We start from the raw sequence: 19222 nt of genomic DNA on the forward strand, positions 1-19222 counted from the left end.
AACTCGATGGGTGTTTTGGGGAACTCGGAGATGAGTTTGGGGAACCCGGGGGTTATTGGGGGACTCGGAGATGAGTTTGGGGAACCCGGGGGTTATTGGAGAACTCGTCGGGTGTTTTGGGGAACTCGGAGATGAGTTTGGGGAACTCGATGGGTGTTTTGGGGAACTCGGAGATGAGTTTGGGGAACCCGGGGGTTATTGGGGGACTCGGAGATGAGTTTGGGGAACCCGGGGGTTATTGGAGAACTCGTCGGGTGTTTTGGGGAACTCGGAGATGAGTTTGGGGAACTCGATGGGTGTTTTGGGGAACTCGGAGATGAGTTTGGGGAACTCGATGGGTGTTTTGGGGAACTCGGAGATGAGTTTGGGGAACCCGGGGGTTATTGGGGGATTCGTCGGGTGTTTTGGGGAACTCGGAGATGAGTTTGGGGAACTCGATGGGTACTTTGGGGAACCCGGGGGTTATTGGGGAACTCGTCGGATGTTTTGGGGAACTCGGAGATGAGTTTGGGGAACTCGATGGGTGTTTTGGGGAACCCGGGGGTTATTGGGGAACCCGGGGGTTATTGGGGAACTCGTCGGGTGTTTTGGGGAACTCGGGCATGACTTTGGGGGACTCGATGAATAGTTCCCCCCCAAAAAAGAAAACCACTAGATTGCTCTAGTGGTTTAGGACTTTGGATAGGAAGTCTTGGGCACGCTGGGTGTCTGGGTTGGCGAAAAATTTAGATGGTGCGGCGCGTTCGACGATTTTTCCTTCTGCCATGAAGACAATTTCATCGCAGATTTCTTTGGCGAAGCCCATTTCGTGTGTTACGACTACCATGGTCATGCCGTCTTTTGCTAGTTTGCGGATGGCATCGAGCACTTCGGTTACCATTTCTGGATCTAGTGCGGATGTTGGTTCGTCAAATAGCATGACTTGTGGATCCATTGCGAGTGCGCGAGCGATGGCTACACGTTGTTGTTGCCCACCGGAAAGTCTGCTTGGGTAAGCGTCGCATTTGTCAGCTAGTCCAAGAGATGCCAGTAGTTCTTTCCCTCTATTTTCGGCTGCTTCTTTTGAAAGACCTTTTACTTTCATTGGTGAAATCGTTACGTTTTCCAGTGCTGTTAGAAACGGAAATAGATTAAAGCTTTGGAATACGAAGCCAATGTTAAGTCGCGCTTTGTTAATGTCCGTTTTTTTGTCATGAATAGATATTCCTTCGACGATGATTTCTCCATTATCAATAGGCTCTAAGGCATTGATCGTACGGATAAGGGTGGATTTTCCTGCTCCACTTGGTCCGATTAATGCAACTACATTCGATTTAGGTACTTCGAGCGAAACGTCGGTTAGGACGTGGTGGGCACCGAAGCTTTTATTGACATTTTTAATAGTGATCATTTGGGTACACCCTCCTTAACGTTATGCTTCGCTTTTCAGTAATCTTTTTTCGAAGTATCGAATGATTAGTGATAGGCTGAATGTCATGATGAAATAGATTAGTGCAACGAATGTCCATACTTCTACCGAGCGGAATGATGTTGCTACTAGGTTTTTTGCATTTAGCGTTAAGTCAGTTGCCGCAATGGTTGATACGAGAGATGAATCTTTTATGAGCATAATAAATTGCGATGCAAGCGGTGGTAATACTCGTCTGAAAGCTTGCGGAAGAATAATATGCGTCATCGCTTTTGAATGTGACATGCCGAGTGACCGTGCAGCTTCCATTTGCCCTTTTGGGACAGCTTGAATACCTGCACGAACGATTTCTGCAATGAATGCACCAGCAAATATCGCAAGCCCCCAGATTGCACCCCAATAGGAACCAAGGTTAAAGTATTGTCCGAGAACAAAGAATATCCAAATAAGTAAAACAAGCAGTGGAACACCGCGGATAATTTCTACATAAATAGAAGATATCAATCTGAAAATCTTGTTTTTCGAAATACGTCCCATCCCAAAAATTACGCCTATCGGGATAGCAATAAGAATCGCTAATAAAGAAATTTCTAATGTTTTTATGGCACCGTCTATAAAGACGTCCATATTACGCGGGATAACACTCCAGTCGTATATCATTGTTGTTCCTCCTCTAGATTGCCAGAGTGTCCTACTCTTCTACTACTTCATCTAACCAGTCAGAAGTTTCAAACCATTTTTCACGAGATGCAAGCTCTGCTGGGCTTCCTAGATAGCTGTTTAAGAATGAGTTTACCCATTGAATTGTTTCGAAGTCATTTTTTTTCAGTGCGATTCCTAGGTTTTCAGTGGAGATTAAACCTTCTAATTGTCTTACTTTGTCTCCATTTTGTAATTTCCAAATCGCGATTGCCGGCTCGTCATATACGATCCCATCCGCTTTTCCTGCTGCTAAAGCTGCTGCTGCATCTGGGAAGTTTTCGAAGTCCATTACTTGTGCGTTTTTAAATACATCTTTCGCAAGTAACGCACCAGTAGTTCCGATACCTACTGCAATTTTTTTGCCTGCTACATCAAGGTCTTGCCATGTTTTTGTTGTTGTATCTTTACCAGGAAGCATAACAGCTTGACCTGTTTGAAAGTATGGATCTGCAAAGCTTACTGCTAGTGCGCGGTCACCACGGATTGTCATACCAGCGAAAACCATGTCTACTTCTCCTGTTTGTAACGCAGGAATTAGACCGTCAAATGTAAATTGTTTATATTCTACTTCTACTCCAAGTGCCTTAGCAAGTGCTTCTGCAGTGTCCGCGTCATATCCTACGAAATCACCGTTTGGATTTTTCATGTCGAATGGGAAATATCCTGTCGACATCCCGATGACTAATTTTTTGTTTTTGAGTGCTTTTTGAATTGTTGAGTTTTCTGTTGATACCCCACCGCCTGAATCATTGCTACAACCAGCAATAATTAAAACGGTAATCATAAGTACAGCTGCTAACCATTTTTTCATTTTTCTCTTACCCCCATTTGTTATTTCTTCAGTTCCCCTTATGAAACTAGTGAATTATTAGTAGTATAAATTATTATTATTCAACTGTCTACATAAAAAATAATTAGTTATAATATTATTATTATTGATTCTATTTGCAAAAAGGTGCAAAATAGAATTAATAATAGAGTTTATGTTTACAAGTAATCAATTATTATATGTTTTATTATTCTGTTAATTGAATGTTTATTCAAAGGGGTGTTGGAATGGAGTTTCCAAAAGAAGAAATAGGCAAGCGAATTCGATATTTGCGCAGGTTTCAGAGCCTGACGTCGGAGGAGCTTGCCAAACTTACAGGTGTTAGTCAAAGTATGATCTCTCAAATAGAACGGGGACTGGTATCTCCATCTTTGGAGACACTTTGGAAGTTAAGTCACAGCTTAAAGGTTCCTGTTTTTTCCTTTTTCGAAACAGAAGAGACAAACCCTGTTATTATTTCACGTGCTGGGGAAGCTAAAACTATTAGGCGCATACGCCCCAACGTGAGCTATGAGGTGCTATCCCCTCCTTCTGGAAAACAAATGAGTTTATTTAAAATGATTGTGGAGCCTGGAGAAGATTTAGATACTCCTTTTTTGTTTCATGGTGGCGAGGAATGCGGGATGATGCTTTCTGGATGTTTGCGTGTCGAGGTGGAAGGCGGTAGTCATACAATTTGTAAAGGTGATAGTATTTACTTAGATAGCTCACTGCCACATCGATTTATTAATGCTGGTGATGAAAACGCTGTAGCAGTTTGGACGATGACTCATAGTTTTTAAGGCTTTCCGCTTAGACGGAAGGCTTTTTTTGCGGATTTATCGCAATAGTCAAAAAAACTTCAAAATACAGAAAGGATTATTTGCATATTTTTCTTATCTTACCTTCTGCATATCTTTCAAAGATTCAGTGCGAACTAGTTCTACAAAGTCATTTACTATTTTTTCATTTTGCTTTTTAGAACCTAGCTTACTTAAGGTACGGCCAAGAAAATTGACACCAGCGTTTTGACCAGTATAGATAAATTGGGTTGTTTGGTCATCTATCTTTATTAGTGTGAATGCAGCTTGGATGTTGAAAAGTTTCGCTAAGGTGAATTCGATTTTATTATGTTTTTTGTTTGGAGTGTTTTCATACTCCAAATCCGTTACGATGTAAGTCTCTGTTCTGTTACCTTCTTTATACGTTTGCTGATAGGTAGAGCCAACGACTCCTTCTTTTATTTCCACAGGTTTGTGTTCCATGATGTTCGGCATGATTCTTTGAATATGATTTAAATCAAATAGATTCCATATTGTTTCTATTGGTGCTGGAATTGTTATTTCTTTATGCCACGTTAGCATGTGTGCACTCCTTTTCCCTATAGGTAATATTCAGTGAGTTTTCTAAAGTGTAGCATAATAGCGGAGGATTGCAATAACTGATTAGTCACTTTTGTTTGAATTTTAAAATAAGTAAAAAGACCGCCATTTTTCAGGACGGTCCTTGGTTATGAATAGCGATTCTCTGAGCGCTTTAATTCAAGGTGTTTCTTCTATATTAATATAGAAGAAAGTATATATATGGCTTGGTCGATTTCCTCGAACGTGACGGTTAGCGAAGGCAGTAGTCGGATGACGTTTGGGCCTGCCGCTACTAATAAGAGACCGGATTGTTCTGCTTGTTCGATGTATGGTGCTACTTCTTCCTCGCATACAATGCCGAGCAATAGCCCGGAGCCGACTATTTCGTATGTGGGTAGTAGTTCTTTTAACCTTCCTAAAAAGTAGCTGGATTTTTTATTAACTTCCACTAAGAATTCAGAAGTGAATACATGGCTGATAACAGTTTGCGCGACTGCGACTGCAAGCGGGTTTCCTCCGAAAGTGGTGCCGTGCGTGCCAGGACTAAATGTGTCGTATAATGCGTTTGTGCCAAGCATGGCTCCTATCGGAAAACCACCACCAAGACCTTTTGCAAGCGTCACAATATCAGGTTTTAGAACGGTTTGTTCGTATGCAAAGCGAGTTCCTGTACGCGCGATACCGGTTTGGACTTCGTCAATGATGAGAAGGATGCCTTTCGATTCGCAAATGTGCGCAATCGCTTCTGCGAATTGCAGCGTTACCTGGTTAACGCCACCCTCCCCTTGGATGAGTTCGAGCATAATTGCAGCTACTCCGTCGTCTATAGTTGCTTTTAACGCCGCGACGTCATTGAATGGAATTGTCCGGAATGTTTCGAGCAACGGTCCGAAGCCTTGACGCACTTTAGCTTGACCAGTTGCGGACATTGCTCCGAACGTACGACCATGAAATGATTTTTCGAAGGTAATGATGTCATGCTTGCCGGTATGCTTACGTGCCATTTTGATCGCGGCTTCGTTTGCTTCTGCTCCGCTGTTACAAAAAAATGCATGCGAAAGATGGGTGTCTTTAACGAGTGATGCGGCAAGTTTTTCTTGTTCGGGACTTTCGAATAGGTTTGATGTGTGCCATAGTTTTTCACTTTGCTGTTGAATTGCTGACACGATTGCAGGATGCGCATGACCAAGGCTTAAGACTGCGATTCCGCTTGTGAAATCGAGATACTCTTTCCCTTTGTCGTCCATTACCATGGTGCCTTTTCCTTGAATGAGATGGATTGGCCTGCGCGTGTAGTTTTGAAATAATGCACTCATGCGAATACCCCCTGTTGTAAAATAGTCGTTCCTTCTAGATTTTCGCCAACAATTTGGACGGATGGCATGCCTTCTGCCAAACAATCTAGGGCCGCTGTCACTTTCGGAAGCATTCCACCGTAGATATGAGCTGTTTCTATCCAAGTGTTAATATTAGAAATAGTGGCTGTTTGATGCACTTTTCCATCGATTTTAATGCCTGATGTGTCCGTGACAAGTAGTAGGCTTTTTGCTTTCATTGCCAGTGCGACTTTGCCCGCTACTGTGTCTCCATTGATGTTGAGCGGTATGCCGTCTTCCGTGCATCCGATGCAGGAAATGATAGGTGTGATACCATTAGAAAGTAGCGTAACTATTAGTTCGCTGTTTACTTCTTTAATTTCACCGACAAAGCCGTATGTTTCTTTATCTAGGAATGTGCAAGAAAGTAGGTTGTCGTAGCCGCTTAATCCGATTGCAGTTATCCCACTTTTATTCAATTGATGAACAAGTGTCGGGTTTACTTGACCAATTAAAGTGGATTGTACGATACCTACTGCTTCCTCGGTTGTCACACGATATCCATTGATTGTTGTAGATGTGACTCCGTTTTTTGCGAGTTGTTTATTAATTGCTGGACCTCCACCGTGAACAAAGATGAGGTCCATTCCTTGCTCTTGCAGCTTTTTGAAGTTTGCAATATGCTCTTCATTCAACCGTTCGAGCATGCTTCCACCAAGTTTAATAACAATACATTCAGGAGCGATAGGTTGCGTTGATTTGGACGTAGTCATACGTTAAGTCGCACCCCCACGCTAATCCTTGACCGTTGCCTTGGTTAAGCACGACGTTAATCTTTACTTCGTGCTGCTTTAGATAATTAAATAACTCTTCCTCCGAGAAAGGAATTGGCTCCCCGTTTTCCACTACTTTTGCTCCACCTATTTTAATCGTGATAGCATTTGGATCAAGCTGTGCTCCACTATATCCCACAGCTGCGATAATTCTCCCCCAGTTTGCATCGCTTCCAAAAATTGCAGTTTTCACAAGTGGCGAGCCTACAACCGTTTTGGCAATCATACGAGCTTCTGCATCGGTTGCCGCACCTTCTACTTCCACCTCGATCAGTTTTGTCGCACCTTCTCCATCCTTTGCAATCATTTTCGCTAAGTCTTGGGAAACTGCATGCAATGTTTGGATGAAGTTTTCCCAGTCTGGATGTTCTGGCGTAAGCGTATTATTTTCTGCAAGTCCGTTTGCCATGACGATGACCATGTCATTCGTAGACGTGTCGCCGTCAACTGTGATGGAATTGAATGTTTTATCGGTAATCGATTTGAGTGCCGCTTGTAGATAGTTGGATTCGATGTTTGCGTCAGTTGTAATGAAACCAAGCATCGTCGCCATATTCGGTTCAATCATTCCAGAACCTTTTGCCGTACCCGCTATTATTACTTCTTTATCGTCAATTGTTGTTTTGTATGATGTGTTTTTCGTTACAGTATCTGTTGTCATAATCGCTTGTGCGAATCCAATTGCTCCTTCAAGCTCATCGATTGGATGAAGTTTTTGTATGCCTGCAAGTAATGGCTCCATTTTCATCATTTCTCCGATTACTCCGGTGGAAGCAACGCCGACTAGTTTCGGGGAAATTCCTAGTTTTTCCGCTGTTTTTTCTTGCATCGTGTATGCATCGATAATTCCTTGCTTGCCCGTGCACGAGTTAGCTATGCCAGAATTGATGATGATCGCTTGCATTTTACCAGTGCTTTGTACGACTTCTTTTGTCACGATAAGAGGTGCACCTTGGATGGCATTAGTTGTAAAAACACCAGCGACACTTGCCGGGACGTCGCTCACTAGTAGAGCAAGATCTTTTTTCTTATGCTTGAGACCACAATGGATTCCGGTTGCTTTGAATCCTTTTGGTGATGCGATATTTTTAAATGAAATTGACTTCATTGTCATTAAGGTTGTCAAATGAAATTCCTCCTAGTTTTTTAGATGAAGAGTGGGACTTGCTGGAGGCCTGACACTTGATCTAAACCGAACTGAACGTTCATGTTTTGAATCGCTTGCCCGGCTGCTCCTTTTACTAAGTTATCAATGACCGAAACGATAGTCGCTCGGTTCGTTCTGGGGTCTAGTCTCACGTGAATATCACAAAAGTTCGATCCGTACACTTGATTTGTACCGAATTTGTTTGTTTCCCTTATGATTCGGACAAACGGGTGATGATCATAGGTCTCTTCTAGTGCATTGGTGAGCTGGTTTTCCGTTACCCCTTGCGTTACAGGTGCGTAGCTAGTTGCTAAAATCCCTCTTGTCATCGGGACTAGGTGGGTCGTGAATGTGATTGGTGAAACTTGGTCGGCAAATTGACCAATTGCTTGCTCGATTTCTGGTATATGTTGGTGTTGATGTAATTTGTAAATCGCTGTATTTTCGTTCGTTTCACTGTAATGTGTCATTTGGGTGGGTTTATTGCCTGCTCCGGATATTCCACTTTTCGCATCGATAACTAGCTGTGTTGCGTCTATTAGATTTTCTTTAATAAGTGGCAGAACAGAAAGAAGAACCGCTGTCGGATAACATCCCGGGTTGGCGATCAATTGTGCTTGTTGTATGGCCGCTTCATTCCACTCAGTTAAACCGTACACGCTCTTTTCGATCACTTCTTCTGGGGCAGGTGTTTTTTTATACCATTGCTTATACTGAGCCGCGTCTTTTAAACGAAAGTCACCCGACAAATCGATGAGCTTCGGTCCAACTCCGATTAAAGCGGGGAGAAGTTCAGTTGAAACTCCTGATGGTGTACTTGTAAAAATAACATCAAAATCTGCTAGTCTATCCTTCTCTATTTTTAGTAGAGGTTGATCATACATATTCATCAGGTGTGTATATTTATTCGAAAACTGCATTCCCTCTTCCGAAGAGGTGAACAAACTTATGTTTTCTATTTCTGGGTGGTTATGCAGAAGCCTTATCAACTCTAGTCCTCCATATCCCGTTGCCCCAATTATCCCAACCTTCAACTCATCCACCTCTTCATTAATGATTAAAAATAGTATAACTATGCATAAATATAAAGTCAATTGTATTTTTTTATATATTATAAGATTTGTTTTAATAGGTTTGATTGCTGGTTACGCTTATCCATTTATCTGAAGCTAATTTTCAATTTGAGGAAGAATTACAGAAAAGAGAGCGATCCTAGGGACCGCTCTCTCTTCGCATTTTATTGTTTATTTGCATTTTTGCCATGGTTATTATTGTTACCATTATTGTTCTTATTGTTATTACTGTTTTGAGATCTATTTTCTGAAGGGTGAGATTTTCCTTTGTTATTCTTCTGGGGTTGTTTTTCTGTATTTTTATTTTTATTGGCAGCACTGTTAGGTTTATGTTGTTCTTTATTAGTAGAACTGTTTTCTTCTTTATCAGGTTTGCTTGTTGATTTTGGAACCATTTGTTTGTTTATAACTGGTGCTTTTGGCTGTTTTTCTTTATTTTCCACAGCTGGTGGTTCAACTTTTGGAGTGGGCTTTTGTTTATCTTTCTTTCTCTCTTCTACTTTGCTCTTATGCTCGTTTTGGACTTTGATTACGGCTTGTTCGATATGTTTTTTTAGTTCCTCTTTGCCTTGTTTTTCGTATACAGTCGTAATGTGAAGCTCTTCATTCTCCGGTTCTATTTTCCGCACCACTTTTGCTAGTACGATTCCAATCGGAAGACCTTCCCATTCATCACTCTCCAAAATAGGCAGTTCATCCAATGAAAGGAGTGAAACAATGTTTCCTTCTTTGTCTACTCCTAGTTTAACTCCACTATCCCCTTCTAGCTGAACATAAGCATATGTAGGATTTGTTTGAGAAATAAATGATGCTACCAAAAAAACTAGAAGTACCGCAGCGACAAGCGCTGGTCCGATGACAAAGGGTTTTAATCGTTTTCGATAAAGACTAGTTGCTGCTATTAAACGAAATTCAGTTTCCTCCCCCATTTCTGGGTCAGTAGAAAGTGGAATGCCACGAAGAAATTCACCTTCATTCGTTAGAAAAACCATATATTTATCGCTTTTCTCACAAACAATTCCTTTGTACGTGCGCATCATATGATTTCTCCTTTAACATAGTCTTTTATATAAATGAAATCACTGTTTAGTAGTAAGATGACGGCAATAATATATTTTCTATGCCGCTCCAATGTTTTTCGAGATACCTCGACCAGTGCTTCGATTTCTTTCATAGGCAGTTTTTTATTGGTTATTAAATAATTATAAAATTCTTCTGAGCTAGCAATTATTTGTGCTAGTTGAAATGCAGTCTTTCTTGTATCCGCATGTTTTGGTGCTGACTTTGTTAACTCTGCAAATGATAAATTATAGATAGATAACTTTTCGCTGTAACGTTGTAATTCTTCTCTTCTTGCTATCGTTAATTGTTCTTCTGTATATGTACGAACCGATTGTTCATATAATAAAAAGTGTTGCTCTGACAGCGCTTCTTCCTCTTTTATCGGTTGTAGTAGTAATACTTTTTCTTTTCTAGATGCTTCTTTTCGAATATAATCGACGATCCGTCGTTTGATAATTAAGTGAGCGAACGTTTGCAAGGAAGCATTCTGGTCAGCATCAAAAGCCATCACTGCTTCGTGAAATGCATTCATCGCTATACTAAATTCCTCGTCATGTTCATCAATTGAACGTTTGCAAATAAAGGAGGCCGTTTTTTTCATAAATGGAGTATAGGCAAAAAGGAGGTCATTAAGAACCTCCTCATCACCCGCTTTTGCCTTGCTTGCAAGCTCGCTCCATGATGGATTTGTTTTTGTTTTGAATACGCCATAAATAATGGACAAAAGCATACATACCCTCCGTTCTCACTTCATCCGGACGCCTTTGATTGTATAAGGCATTGCGGTAAATGAAAAGCGGTTAAATTTAACAATGATTATTTTTCGTCTTTTTTGTTCTTTTTATTTTCTTGTTTTTCGGCTTTATGTTCCGCTTTTAACGCATTACGCTCTTCTTTTTGTTTTGCTTGTAGAGCTTTTCGTTCTTCTTTTTGCTCTGCTTGAAGCGCTTTTCTCTCTTCTTTTTCAACAGCTTTTACTTCTTTTTTAGTAGTATCTTCTTTTACTTTCTCTTCTTCCGGTGCTACTTCAACAGGTTTTTCTACTACTGTTTTTTCAGTTACTGTTTCTACTTTGACTGGCTCCTCTTTTACAGGCTCCACAATTGTTGGCTCTTCTTGTACAGGTTTCTCAACTTCTGGCTTATCCACTTCTGTCTCTTCTTTTTGAGAAGCTTCAAATTTTGCAATTGCACGCTCAGCATTACGTTTAATGGCTGCTTTTGCAGTTTCATTACCCGCATTTTCATATGCTTTTGAAAGTGCTTTTAGGTTTCCAGCAGTATATCCTTCAGGTATTGTAATGTCGAGCCCAGCAGAATCTTCTGTTGTCACAACTTCTTTTACAGAGTCGCCTGTTGGAACCTCAGTAGTTTTTTCTGGTGTTTTTTCAGTTACTGTTTCGTTTTGTTTCAGTACATCATTTAGATTAACCGTGTCGAACAAGTTTTCATTTGCCCACGCATAACTACCACCTGTTACTGTTATCGTTGCTACTAGTAGAGCTGCCCCAGTTTTTTTCCATTTCATCTGCATTCTCGAATCACCTCGTATAATATTTTGTCCGTGTTGTTTTGCTCGGACACTCTATTATTCGTACAAGCATTTCAGTTTAAGAGGGTCGAAATATTACAGTTAAGATACAAGTTTCTTGTGCCAGTAACAATCCTGTAATATACGAAAAGAAGAGGTGTTTCCGTATGATGGAACACACCTCTTCTTTTAAGCTTTTTTTCTAGTCATTTAGTTCTTCAAAAAATTTAATATTGGAATCAAAATTCGTTATTGTTTGGGTTTCTTCAGCCTGTTTCACTAATTTTACAACCATCTCATTATAAGGTGTCAAAATTCCTTTTTCTGCAGAAAGCTGTGGAACAACCCCATTTATAAAATCAATTTCAGTCTTCCGTTTCTTTTCCAGATCCTGTAGCATACTTGCCTTTAATAGTCTAGAAGGTTCCATAATAGTACGTAGTGTTTGGATATGCACAGGAATATCCTTTTCGCTTTTTATTTCTAATGATGCAACATCAAAGCCATTCATTTCCGCAAATTTTACACCGTTTGCGTGTCCGACTTTGATTGTTTCATCTGCTATATGTGCAGCACATACAATACCGATCTCGCTATCAAGTACTCCTCCATATTCTGTGTTAAGTGCAACTGATAAACCGCTAAATGCATTATTAATCAAAAGCTTTGACCACTTCGTTCCAATTAGATTATCGGAAATGGTTGTGCCCCCTACAAGGTCCAAAATTGATTTGATCTGCTGTACTCTTTCTGTTATTGCACCGTTTAATTCACCAATTTGAAAAGCATATTTCTTAAAGTGGTTGTATTCTGTTGTAAGGCTTGAAACTCCCGGCTCCATAAACGTAGCACCAAATTCAACGGACCCAGCGATCACTCGTTCCCGACCAACAATTGCTGCTATTTTTTCTTCAGGTATACCATTTTGTAAGGAGAGTACTACACTTTGTTTTCCTAAAAATGGTAGCAAGTCTCGTAGGATTGAATCGTTATACAGTTGCTTAGTTAAAAGCAAGACTAAGTCATATATACCTGACATATTGTCAGGAGTAATTGCTTTCACCTGTGCTTGAAAATCCGTTGTACCGATAATTTTTGCACCTGACTGATTTAATGCATCCACATGAGCTTGATAGACATCAATCAACTCTACATCTTGTCCTCCAGCAGCAATATATGCCCCAGCAATAGTTCCTAAAGAACCCGCTCCTAAAATTGCAATTCGCATTTGAATATCCTCCTTATTTTTCAACTAAATAATCGTATATAACAGTTGGAGATGCCAGTGTTAATTCTGTTATGATATGGGAAGCCGAGACGACTTCTAGTACAGGTAAATCAGCCATCGGTGCAAGAGCATGGGCGAACAGTTCTAGCCTAGCAGGACCTGACCAAGCACCGAGTATTTTAATATCCGTAATTTGACTGCGTACCAATTCACAAATTCTTGGATATCCATCATATCCTGGCATCTTTTTCAACATATAATTCGGTTTAATGATCTCCTTAAGTGCCTCCGAATGATCAAGCGGAAAATGCTTATACCCCATGGTTGCGGTAGCTACTCTCAACGTACCATAATCCAACAATCCCACTAAGGTGTCGGAATCTACATTTAAACTAGGTTTGCCCAGTTTTTTAGGGTACGCTGCTATTTCTCTACCAGATGCGATTGCCGGAAAACTATCTACGTACATTGCGTGGAGGTAATCACCTTCTTCACCCTCAAAGCTTACAGGTACTACCTGCCCGCACTCTGTGTATGATCCAAGTCCTGTAACATCTGGCATTTTCATTATTTCAAACCTCACGAGCGGATCTTTAATCTCTAATGGTTCTGGAACAATTTTTCTTAAACTTTCAAGGTCGGTTCTATATAAAATGTTCAAGTATTCGCGATTATAAAAACGATATGGCCCTACCGGAAATGCCCCCGCATCCAACGGAGTTGTAAACTGCTTAACCACTTCATCCTTTCTCATATGAATAACACCTTCCCTTTCGATTAAGTTTCAATATTTTCTTTCTTTACTTTTTCCTTCTTCCATTATTTTATACCGTAATTTACATTTATTCTAATATATAATAATATATAAATATATTTATTCTAATAAATAAAAGGAGTGACGGGAAATGGAGTTCCTCCAATTAAAATACTTTCAAACGGTCGCCTATACAGAACATATTACGAAGGCTGCCCAACAACTTAATATTGCTCAGCCTTCTTTAAGCCTTACAATTAAGAGACTTGAAAGTGAATTAGGCACGAATTTATTTCACCGAAAAGGAAGGAATATCGAGTTAAGTTCATCTGGAAAAATTCTTTTAAAACATGTGAATAAGATTTTTACCGAAATTGAAAATGCAAAAATGGAAATTCAGTCACAAGAAAAAAATACTCGTGCCATCAAAATATCGATTTCTAATCCGAGATTTCTCACAGGGCTAATCAGTGATTATATCGGCCTGCATTCCGGCACGAAAATACAACAGGGAATCGAAGTAAAAAATGAAATACTCACAAGTTTGAAAAAAGGGGATATTGATCTGGGAATAGCGGGACCTCCAATTGTGGATGAGGAGATAGAAAGCTGTGTACTGGTTGAGGAAGATATCGTACTGGTTCTGCCTTCCTCCCACAAGCTGGTAGGGGAATCTGAAATCTCGTTAAGCAAAGTAGCCAATGAACCTTTTATTTCTTTAGCTAATAATGAGGAATATAAGGATTTTACAACTACTCTTTGTGAAAGAGCAGGATTTACTCCTATTAATAATTTCGAAGTGGACTCTAGTCTATTAGCAGAAATAATTAAGCTAGATCAAGGCGTAGCATTACTTCCCATTTCGGTATGTAACAAATACGGTTTAAATTACGTTCAAATTAAAGATATTGACCCTATTTATACAGTAGGGCTTTCATGGGTAAAAGATCGTTTGTTATCCCCTACAGTAAAAGATTTCCGTGACTTTATCATTTCATATTTTAAAGATAACTACGCTATGTTCAAAGTCCCTAAGCCGTAATAAAATAAAAAAAGAGCCACTTTTTAGGAAGTAGCTCTTTTTTCTTGCCGTTTTTTCCATAGGTCTTCCGCTGCACCAGAACCAAGAAGAACCCCTATGATGATTAGGAATAATCCTAAGAAATGACGCACATTCAATATTTCTCCTAGGAAAATAGCTGATAGCATGAGAGAGAATAACGGGTTTAAGTTCATAAATATGGCTGATTTGGTTGCGCCGGCTTTTCCGACTGCATAGTTATACATGAGATGACCGACCGCTGTGCAGACAATTGCCGAAGCTAAAAACAATCCCCAGAAAAGTGGGGTAGTTTCGGTGAATGCAACAAATCCGCCTGGCTCCTGTATAAAGCTAATTACTATCAATGCGAATGCACCGACCAACAACATATATGCGGTTAACAGTCTTGGGTCAAGTGTTTTCGCCGCTTTACTTATGACCATATAGCTCAGTACTTGCGCCAAAATAGCGAGGAAAACGAAGAAGTCGCCAATATTTGCTCCCCCTGTATCCCCTCCCACTAAAATGGACACGCTGAGCCCTGCAAAACCACATACTAAACCTAGCCATTGAAACTTTGTTGGAAAATACTTCAGTATTAATGCTGCTGAGATTGCCGTTAGCATAGGACCGGTCCCTAAAATTAGTCCTCCATGGGTTCCACTTGTTATCGATAATCCGATATTCAAGAAATAATGATGCAAGACAACATTTGTCAGTGCGCCTAGCAATATGTACTTCCATTCCTGCTTCGTTGGCTTGCGAAGGAGTTTCATTCTCCACAATATCAAAAGCACGACTAGTCCTGCACTCAGAACTCGAAAAGCAGTTAGTGTAACAGGCGGTACTACTGTTACTAAATATTTTAGTATGGGAAGGTTGGCTCCCCAAACGAACATGACGAACACGAGCATGGCATAAATTTTCCATTCTTTCATTTGAGAGCCTCCTTGTTTAAAATATATATTTTGTTTTTTTAATCAGTAAGCTAAACACTATATAAGCAAGTAGTGATAAGATTACTGGCACCACGACCGTGTGCACACCGAATAGATTGCCGTATGCTTCATTGTAAAAATGCAATGCTATGTAGGACACTATTCCTGTGATCATCGATGCGATCGCTCCGTATTTATTGCCATAAGACCAGTAAAGACCTAGGACTACTGGCCAAATAAAAGCAGCTTCTAGCCCCCCGAATGCAAATAGATTTAAGAAAATGAGCAGGTCTGGTGGATTTAATGCCAATAAAAAGACGATGGACCCTAAAATGGTCGTCACTCCAAAGCTTAACCGTTTAATCGATTTCTCGCTTGCATTTGGTTTCATGTAATTAATATAAACATCTTTTACAATAGAAGAACTTACTAAAATAAGCAGGGAGTCGACTGTCGACATTATCGCCGCAAGTGGTGCTGCGAGAACAATCCCGGCAAGCCAAGCAGGAAGAATTTTCAACGCGACGAGCGGGATCACGGTATCCGCCACTTCCACACCAGGTAAAATAGGCCGTGCAAACACACCAATTAAATGCATATTTAACATAATAAAACCAGTTACAATTGTTCCTATTACTAGAGCGCGATGCATCGAGCGTGTGTTTTTATAAGACATTGCACGTACTGCCATTTGCGGCAGCCCTACAACCCCTACCCCAACAAGTATCCAAAAGGAGGATACATACGCTGCCGATAAATTTCCATCATTGCCGTATGGCGTCACAAGATTGGGGTTTTCCGAAAGTAAATCTTGCATAATATTCGGTACCCCGCCCCCAGCAATAATGACTGCGATCAATAAAATAAGCGTCCCGATTACCATAACTCCGCCTTGTACAGCATCTGTCACCGCAACTGCACGGAACCCGCCGATCACTACATAAACGAGCACGGATACAGCGAAAATAAATAAAGCAGTTGTGTACTTCATACCAGTTAATGACTCGATTAGTCGACCACCGCCAACCCATTGCGCCGTCATTGCGGAGAATAAAAAGATAATCATGCTTGCCGCTGCAAGCAACACAACCACTGTACTGTTATAACGCACTTTTAGGAAATCAATTAATGTAATAGCATTGTATCTGCGCGCTAATATTGCGAACTTCTTCCCTAAAATAAGCAACACAAAATAGCCCGTCACGACTTGCGTCATTGCAAGCAGAACCCAGCCGAAACCCATTGTATAAGCAGTCCCCGGTCCACCGAGAAAACTTGATGCACTCCCATACGTCGCCACCATGGTCATCGCCAGGACAAAACCACCTAGCTCTCGCCCACCCAAGAAATATTCTTGCAAAAATCCGCCAGTGGATGACTCCATCTTTTTACTAGACCAAAAGCCAATGAAAAAAATAACGCCAAGAAACAGAATCATCGGGATGATCACTTGAATATTCATACCTCATCCCCCTCTTCTTCAAAGGAAACATCCTTCAAGATAAACTTCGCTAAAAGAATTACCGTTATTCCCACAAGAATGAACCCAACAATACAGCTATAAAAAAACCAATCCGGAAATCCAAGAATATACGTATACTCCTCTACCGGTCGTGAACCAAGTCCATATGCAAAGCCGAACCACCAAATAAAGTGAGCAACCGCTAGCCCCACGCCAATGAGGGCCTCCCGATGCGCTATTTTAAATCTAGGATCCATATTCCTCCACTCCTATGTATATATGATTCCTTTAGTATAGCGAAGTTATTTTCAGATGTTAATAGTGGATTTTTTTGGTTTGGGGAATTCGTGTCGTGGTTTGGGGAACTCGCCCGACTTCGGGGAACTCACGTCACGCTTTGGGGAACTCGTGTCACTCTTTGGGGAACTCGCTCCCTTCTTTGGTGGACTCATCACACTCTTTGGGGAACTCACTCGACTTTGGGGAACTCGTCTCACTCTTTGGGGAACTCGTCACACACTTTGGGGAACTCACTCTACTCTTTGGGGAACTCACTCGACTTTGGGGAACTCGCTCCCTTCTTTGGTGGACTCATCACACTCTTTGGGGAACTCGTGTCACGCTTTGGGGAACTCATCACACACTTTGGGGAACTCGCTCGACTTTGGGGAACTCGCGCTACTCTTTGGGGAACTCGCTCCACTCTTTGGATAACTCGCCTCACTCTTTGGGGAACTCGTGTCACTCTTTGGGGAACTCGTCACACACTTTGGGGAACTCACTCGACTTTGGGGAACTCGCTCCCTTCTTTGGTGGACTCATCACACTCTTTGGGGAACTCACTCGACTTTGGGGAACTCGCGCTACTCTTTGGGGAACTCGCTCGGCTTTGGGGAACTCACGTCACTCTTTGGGGAACTCGCTCCCTTCTTTGGTGGACTCGTCACACACTTTGGGGAACTCACTCGACTTTGGGGGACTCACGCCACTCTTTGGGGAACTCGCTCCACTCTTTGGATAACTCGCCTCACTCTTTGGGGAACTCGTCACACTCTTCGGGGAACTCATCACCCATTTTAGGGAACTCACTATAATTAAAAAAGAACCTGCCTCTGTTGTTTGGCAGGTTCTCCTATTCTTATTGGGCGTAGTCGCCTGTGTAGTTGACTAGGGAACATTCGATTATGCCGTTTATTTTGTTGATGGTGGACATGAATGCTGTGTTGTCGTCGCGTAGGTTTATTTCGACGGTCAGTTCTGTAAAGTTGTTGCGGATTGATTTTGATTTTAGTTTGGTGTTCAATTTTTTCAGCTGTGTTCTTAATTCGTCTGTTGCTTCGTCTGTGTGCCGGATGATTAAAAGATAGGCTTCGTGCTTTGTTTTCTTTTTAGATAGCCATGCGAGCGTTGCACCGAGAACAAGGGACCCAATCAGGGCGAGTGGGTACATTTTGGCTCCAGTTGCGATTCCGGCAGCAATTGCCCAAAACATGTAGACGATATCCAAAGGATCTTTTACGGCCGTTCTAAATCGTACAATACTTAGTGCTCCAACCATCCCAAGTGAAAGGATGATATTCGTGCTAATCGTCATAATGATTAATGTAGTGATCATCGTCATTAAAACAAAGGAAACATTATAGTTGTAACTATATACAACCCCGCGGAAATATCTTTTGTAAATCCAATAGATAAACAGGCCAATCCCGAAGGAGCATGCTAATCCTAGAAAAATATCAATATAGGAGACGCTTCGAAATGCTTCCAAATGAAGTACACTCTTTTTTATGACATCTTGAAAGTTTAATGTATCATTCATATTAATTTTTACCCCTTACTAAACCTAATATTTAAAATGCTTTATATTTACTTCTCTGCACAGTACGTACTTTGATATCGCGGAGCGCATAAGTCTTTCTGGTTGCACTAATTGGCGAATATTATCCGGGAGGAACTGGTCGAATTTTACTTCTAAAATTGTCTGTTCTGGTAGTAGGGGTTCCTCCCAAATGATGTTTGGATTAAATAAATCGATTGTGCTTAACCCTGCTGATAATTTCTTATCAAATGTAATACGAACATTTCCAGGCTCATATACATACGCTTCCCGAATATAATCGACAATTACGGAAGGGAGAAAGTTACGAAATTTTAATGCTGCATAAAAGTCTTTCAATAGTGGATGTTCTTTATCGGACAGAACATCTATATCCCCTCGTAGAATAGCGTCATATTCTGCACGTGTAATAGGAGCTGCTTCTTTGGAAATAAAATCTCCATATTTGCTTTTTCTTTCTAAACTTATTTTCTGATCGCTTCCATTATAAATACGTATACGGTATTTTTCTCTATTGAACACACCATTGTTTTTATCGTAAATAGAGTGATTGTGTATGCCATCAAAGTAAAGGCTGCGTATGCCATATCCATCTTCTGTTTGGGAGTTTTTATCTAGCTCCAGCACAGATGAAACCTTTTGTCGAAGTGAAAAATAGTCGTACACATGCAAATAGTATTTCAGTTCATTTCTAAATTTTTTACCATGTATCGTCATT

Annotated in this window: 20 protein-coding genes; 2 read left to right on the top strand and 18 right to left on the bottom strand. The window is 40.8% G+C overall.

Annotated features, from left to right (window positions below; translation table 11 throughout):
• Window positions 1-661: 661 nt before the first annotated feature.
• The 3 genes from FS486_RS12820 to FS486_RS12830 are packed head-to-tail and all read right to left on the bottom strand — an operon-like array spanning window position 662 to window position 2921.
• Complete coding sequence (locus tag FS486_RS12820) at window positions 662-1390, bottom strand: amino acid ABC transporter ATP-binding protein (RefSeq protein WP_144511950.1); 729 nt, start codon at window positions 1388-1390, stop codon at window positions 662-664.
• Window positions 1391-1411: 21 nt separating this feature from the next.
• On the bottom strand, window positions 1412-2068 hold the full coding sequence (locus FS486_RS12825) for an amino acid ABC transporter permease (RefSeq protein ID WP_144511951.1): 657 nt from the start codon (window positions 2066-2068) through the stop codon (window positions 1412-1414).
• Window positions 2069-2099: 31 nt separating this feature from the next.
• Window positions 2100-2921: a transporter substrate-binding domain-containing protein gene (locus FS486_RS12830; RefSeq protein ID WP_144511952.1), complete on the bottom strand. Its 822-nt coding sequence runs from the start codon at window positions 2919-2921 to the stop codon at window positions 2100-2102.
• Between the two features lie 245 nt (window positions 2922-3166).
• Between FS486_RS12830 and FS486_RS12835 the strand changes: the two genes are divergently transcribed.
• Window positions 3167-3721 carry a helix-turn-helix domain-containing protein gene (locus FS486_RS12835; protein WP_144511953.1) on the top strand — a complete coding sequence of 185 codons (555 nt, stop codon included), beginning with the start codon at window positions 3167-3169 and terminating at the stop codon, window positions 3719-3721.
• A gap of 93 nt (window positions 3722-3814) precedes the next feature.
• On the opposite strand, the gene FS486_RS12840 is transcribed toward FS486_RS12835, so the two are convergent.
• From FS486_RS12840 to FS486_RS12885, 10 genes are all read right to left on the bottom strand, one after another.
• A complete protein-coding gene (locus tag FS486_RS12840) occupies window positions 3815-4282 on the bottom strand; it encodes an SRPBCC family protein (protein ID WP_144511954.1) in 468 nt (155 codons plus the stop codon).
• Window positions 4283-4473: 191 nt separating this feature from the next.
• Window positions 4474-5598: an acetylornithine transaminase gene (locus FS486_RS12845; protein WP_144512107.1), complete on the bottom strand. Its 1125-nt coding sequence runs from the start codon at window positions 5596-5598 to the stop codon at window positions 4474-4476.
• A complete protein-coding gene (gene argB, locus FS486_RS12850; RefSeq protein WP_144511955.1) occupies window positions 5595-6371 on the bottom strand; it encodes an acetylglutamate kinase in 777 nt (258 codons plus the stop codon). The genes FS486_RS12845 and argB overlap by 4 nt, the downstream gene beginning before the upstream one ends.
• The gene (gene argJ / locus FS486_RS12855) at window positions 6334-7545 is read right to left on the bottom strand and encodes a bifunctional glutamate N-acetyltransferase/amino-acid acetyltransferase ArgJ (RefSeq protein WP_186321451.1); all 1212 of its coding nucleotides are present in this window, start codon (window positions 7543-7545) and stop codon (window positions 6334-6336) included. The genes argB and argJ overlap by 38 nt, the downstream gene beginning before the upstream one ends.
• Before the next feature lie 32 nt (window positions 7546-7577).
• Entirely contained in the window at window positions 7578-8612 is a 1035-nt protein-coding gene (gene argC, locus FS486_RS12860) for an N-acetyl-gamma-glutamyl-phosphate reductase (protein ID WP_186321446.1), read from the bottom strand.
• Window positions 8613-8815: 203 nt separating this feature from the next.
• Window positions 8816-9691, bottom strand: coding sequence for an anti-sigma factor domain-containing protein (locus FS486_RS12865; RefSeq protein WP_144511957.1), 876 nt, complete (start codon window positions 9689-9691; stop codon window positions 8816-8818).
• Complete coding sequence (gene sigI, locus FS486_RS12870; protein ID WP_144511958.1) at window positions 9688-10443, bottom strand: RNA polymerase sigma-I factor; 756 nt, start codon at window positions 10441-10443, stop codon at window positions 9688-9690. Before sigI ends, FS486_RS12865 begins: the two co-directional genes overlap by 4 nt.
• Before the next feature lie 86 nt (window positions 10444-10529).
• A complete protein-coding gene (locus FS486_RS12875; protein ID WP_144511959.1) occupies window positions 10530-11246 on the bottom strand; it encodes a hypothetical protein in 717 nt (238 codons plus the stop codon).
• Between the two features lie 199 nt (window positions 11247-11445).
• Window positions 11446-12471, bottom strand: coding sequence for a ketopantoate reductase family protein (locus FS486_RS12880; RefSeq protein WP_144511960.1), 1026 nt, complete (start codon window positions 12469-12471; stop codon window positions 11446-11448).
• A 13-nt stretch (window positions 12472-12484) separates the two neighbouring features.
• Window positions 12485-13225 (bottom strand): acetoacetate decarboxylase, encoded by a 741-nt coding sequence (locus FS486_RS12885; RefSeq protein WP_144511961.1) that lies wholly within the window; start codon window positions 13223-13225, stop codon window positions 12485-12487.
• Window positions 13226-13376: 151 nt separating this feature from the next.
• Here FS486_RS12885 and FS486_RS12890 point away from each other — a divergent pair, with 151 nt between their 5' ends.
• Window positions 13377-14267 carry a LysR family transcriptional regulator gene (locus tag FS486_RS12890; RefSeq protein ID WP_144511962.1) on the top strand — a complete coding sequence of 297 codons (891 nt, stop codon included), beginning with the start codon at window positions 13377-13379 and terminating at the stop codon, window positions 14265-14267.
• Between the two features lie 23 nt (window positions 14268-14290).
• Here the strand turns inward: FS486_RS12890 and FS486_RS12895 are convergent, their stop codons facing one another.
• The 5 genes from FS486_RS12895 to FS486_RS12915 all read right to left on the bottom strand — a co-directional run bounded on the left by FS486_RS12895 (window position 14291) and on the right by FS486_RS12915 (window position 19221).
• The gene (locus FS486_RS12895; RefSeq protein ID WP_144511963.1) at window positions 14291-15205 is read right to left on the bottom strand and encodes a DMT family transporter; all 915 of its coding nucleotides are present in this window, start codon (window positions 15203-15205) and stop codon (window positions 14291-14293) included.
• A 16-nt stretch (window positions 15206-15221) separates the two neighbouring features.
• Window positions 15222-16667 carry a sodium/pantothenate symporter gene (gene panF / locus FS486_RS12900; RefSeq protein ID WP_144511964.1) on the bottom strand — a complete coding sequence of 482 codons (1446 nt, stop codon included), beginning with the start codon at window positions 16665-16667 and terminating at the stop codon, window positions 15222-15224.
• The gene (locus tag FS486_RS12905; RefSeq protein WP_144511965.1) at window positions 16664-16924 is read right to left on the bottom strand and encodes a YhdT family protein; all 261 of its coding nucleotides are present in this window, start codon (window positions 16922-16924) and stop codon (window positions 16664-16666) included. The genes panF and FS486_RS12905 overlap by 4 nt, the downstream gene beginning before the upstream one ends.
• Window positions 16925-17805: 881 nt before the next feature.
• Complete coding sequence (locus FS486_RS12910; RefSeq protein WP_260858110.1) at window positions 17806-18486, bottom strand: DUF4956 domain-containing protein; 681 nt, start codon at window positions 18484-18486, stop codon at window positions 17806-17808.
• A 24-nt stretch (window positions 18487-18510) separates the two neighbouring features.
• Window positions 18511-19221, bottom strand: a complete 711-nt coding sequence (locus FS486_RS12915; RefSeq protein ID WP_260858111.1) for a polyphosphate polymerase domain-containing protein — start codon at window positions 19219-19221, stop codon at window positions 18511-18513.
• Between the last annotated feature and the right edge of the window lies 1 nt (window position 19222).

Origin of the sequence: Bacillus sp. FJAT-22090 (genome assembly GCF_007676755.1) — a bacterium.
GTDB lineage: Bacteria > Bacillota > Bacilli > Bacillales_A > Planococcaceae > Psychrobacillus.

What these genes read in the sequence shown, in the direction of transcription:
- FS486_RS12830 (WP_144511952.1), bottom strand. Translation starts at nt 2,921, where the DNA reads ATGAAAAAATGGTTAGCAGCTGTACTTATGATTACCGTTTTAATTATT.
- FS486_RS12840 (WP_144511954.1), bottom strand. Translation starts at nt 4,282, where the DNA reads ATGCTAACGTGGCATAAAGAAATAACAATTCCAGCACCAATAGAAACA.
- FS486_RS12825 (WP_144511951.1), bottom strand. Translation starts at nt 2,068, where the DNA reads ATGATATACGACTGGAGTGTTATCCCGCGTAATATGGACGTCTTTATA.
- FS486_RS12865 (WP_144511957.1), bottom strand. Translation starts at nt 9,691, where the DNA reads ATGATGCGCACGTACAAAGGAATTGTTTGTGAGAAAAGCGATAAATAT.
- FS486_RS12890 (WP_144511962.1), top strand. Translation starts at nt 13,377, where the DNA reads ATGGAGTTCCTCCAATTAAAATACTTTCAAACGGTCGCCTATACAGAA.
- FS486_RS12885 (WP_144511961.1), bottom strand. Translation starts at nt 13,225, where the DNA reads ATGAGAAAGGATGAAGTGGTTAAGCAGTTTACAACTCCGTTGGATGCG.
- argB (WP_144511955.1), bottom strand. Translation starts at nt 6,371, where the DNA reads ATGACTACGTCCAAATCAACGCAACCTATCGCTCCTGAATGTATTGTT.
- FS486_RS12915 (WP_260858111.1), bottom strand. Translation starts at nt 19,221, where the DNA reads ATGACGATACATGGTAAAAAATTTAGAAATGAACTGAAATACTATTTG.
- FS486_RS12820 (WP_144511950.1), bottom strand. Translation starts at nt 1,390, where the DNA reads ATGATCACTATTAAAAATGTCAATAAAAGCTTCGGTGCCCACCACGTC.
- FS486_RS12905 (WP_144511965.1), bottom strand. Translation starts at nt 16,924, where the DNA reads ATGGATCCTAGATTTAAAATAGCGCATCGGGAGGCCCTCATTGGCGTG.
- argJ (WP_186321451.1), bottom strand. Translation starts at nt 7,545, where the DNA reads ATGACAATGAAGTCAATTTCATTTAAAAATATCGCATCACCAAAAGGA.
- FS486_RS12845 (WP_144512107.1), bottom strand. Translation starts at nt 5,598, where the DNA reads ATGAGTGCATTATTTCAAAACTACACGCGCAGGCCAATCCATCTCATT.
- FS486_RS12835 (WP_144511953.1), top strand. Translation starts at nt 3,167, where the DNA reads ATGGAGTTTCCAAAAGAAGAAATAGGCAAGCGAATTCGATATTTGCGC.
- FS486_RS12895 (WP_144511963.1), bottom strand. Translation starts at nt 15,205, where the DNA reads ATGAAAGAATGGAAAATTTATGCCATGCTCGTGTTCGTCATGTTCGTT.
- panF (WP_144511964.1), bottom strand. Translation starts at nt 16,667, where the DNA reads ATGAATATTCAAGTGATCATCCCGATGATTCTGTTTCTTGGCGTTATT.
- FS486_RS12910 (WP_260858110.1), bottom strand. Translation starts at nt 18,486, where the DNA reads ATGAATGATACATTAAACTTTCAAGATGTCATAAAAAAGAGTGTACTT.
- sigI (WP_144511958.1), bottom strand. Translation starts at nt 10,443, where the DNA reads ATGCTTTTGTCCATTATTTATGGCGTATTCAAAACAAAAACAAATCCA.
- FS486_RS12880 (WP_144511960.1), bottom strand. Translation starts at nt 12,471, where the DNA reads ATGCGAATTGCAATTTTAGGAGCGGGTTCTTTAGGAACTATTGCTGGG.
- FS486_RS12875 (WP_144511959.1), bottom strand. Translation starts at nt 11,246, where the DNA reads ATGCAGATGAAATGGAAAAAAACTGGGGCAGCTCTACTAGTAGCAACG.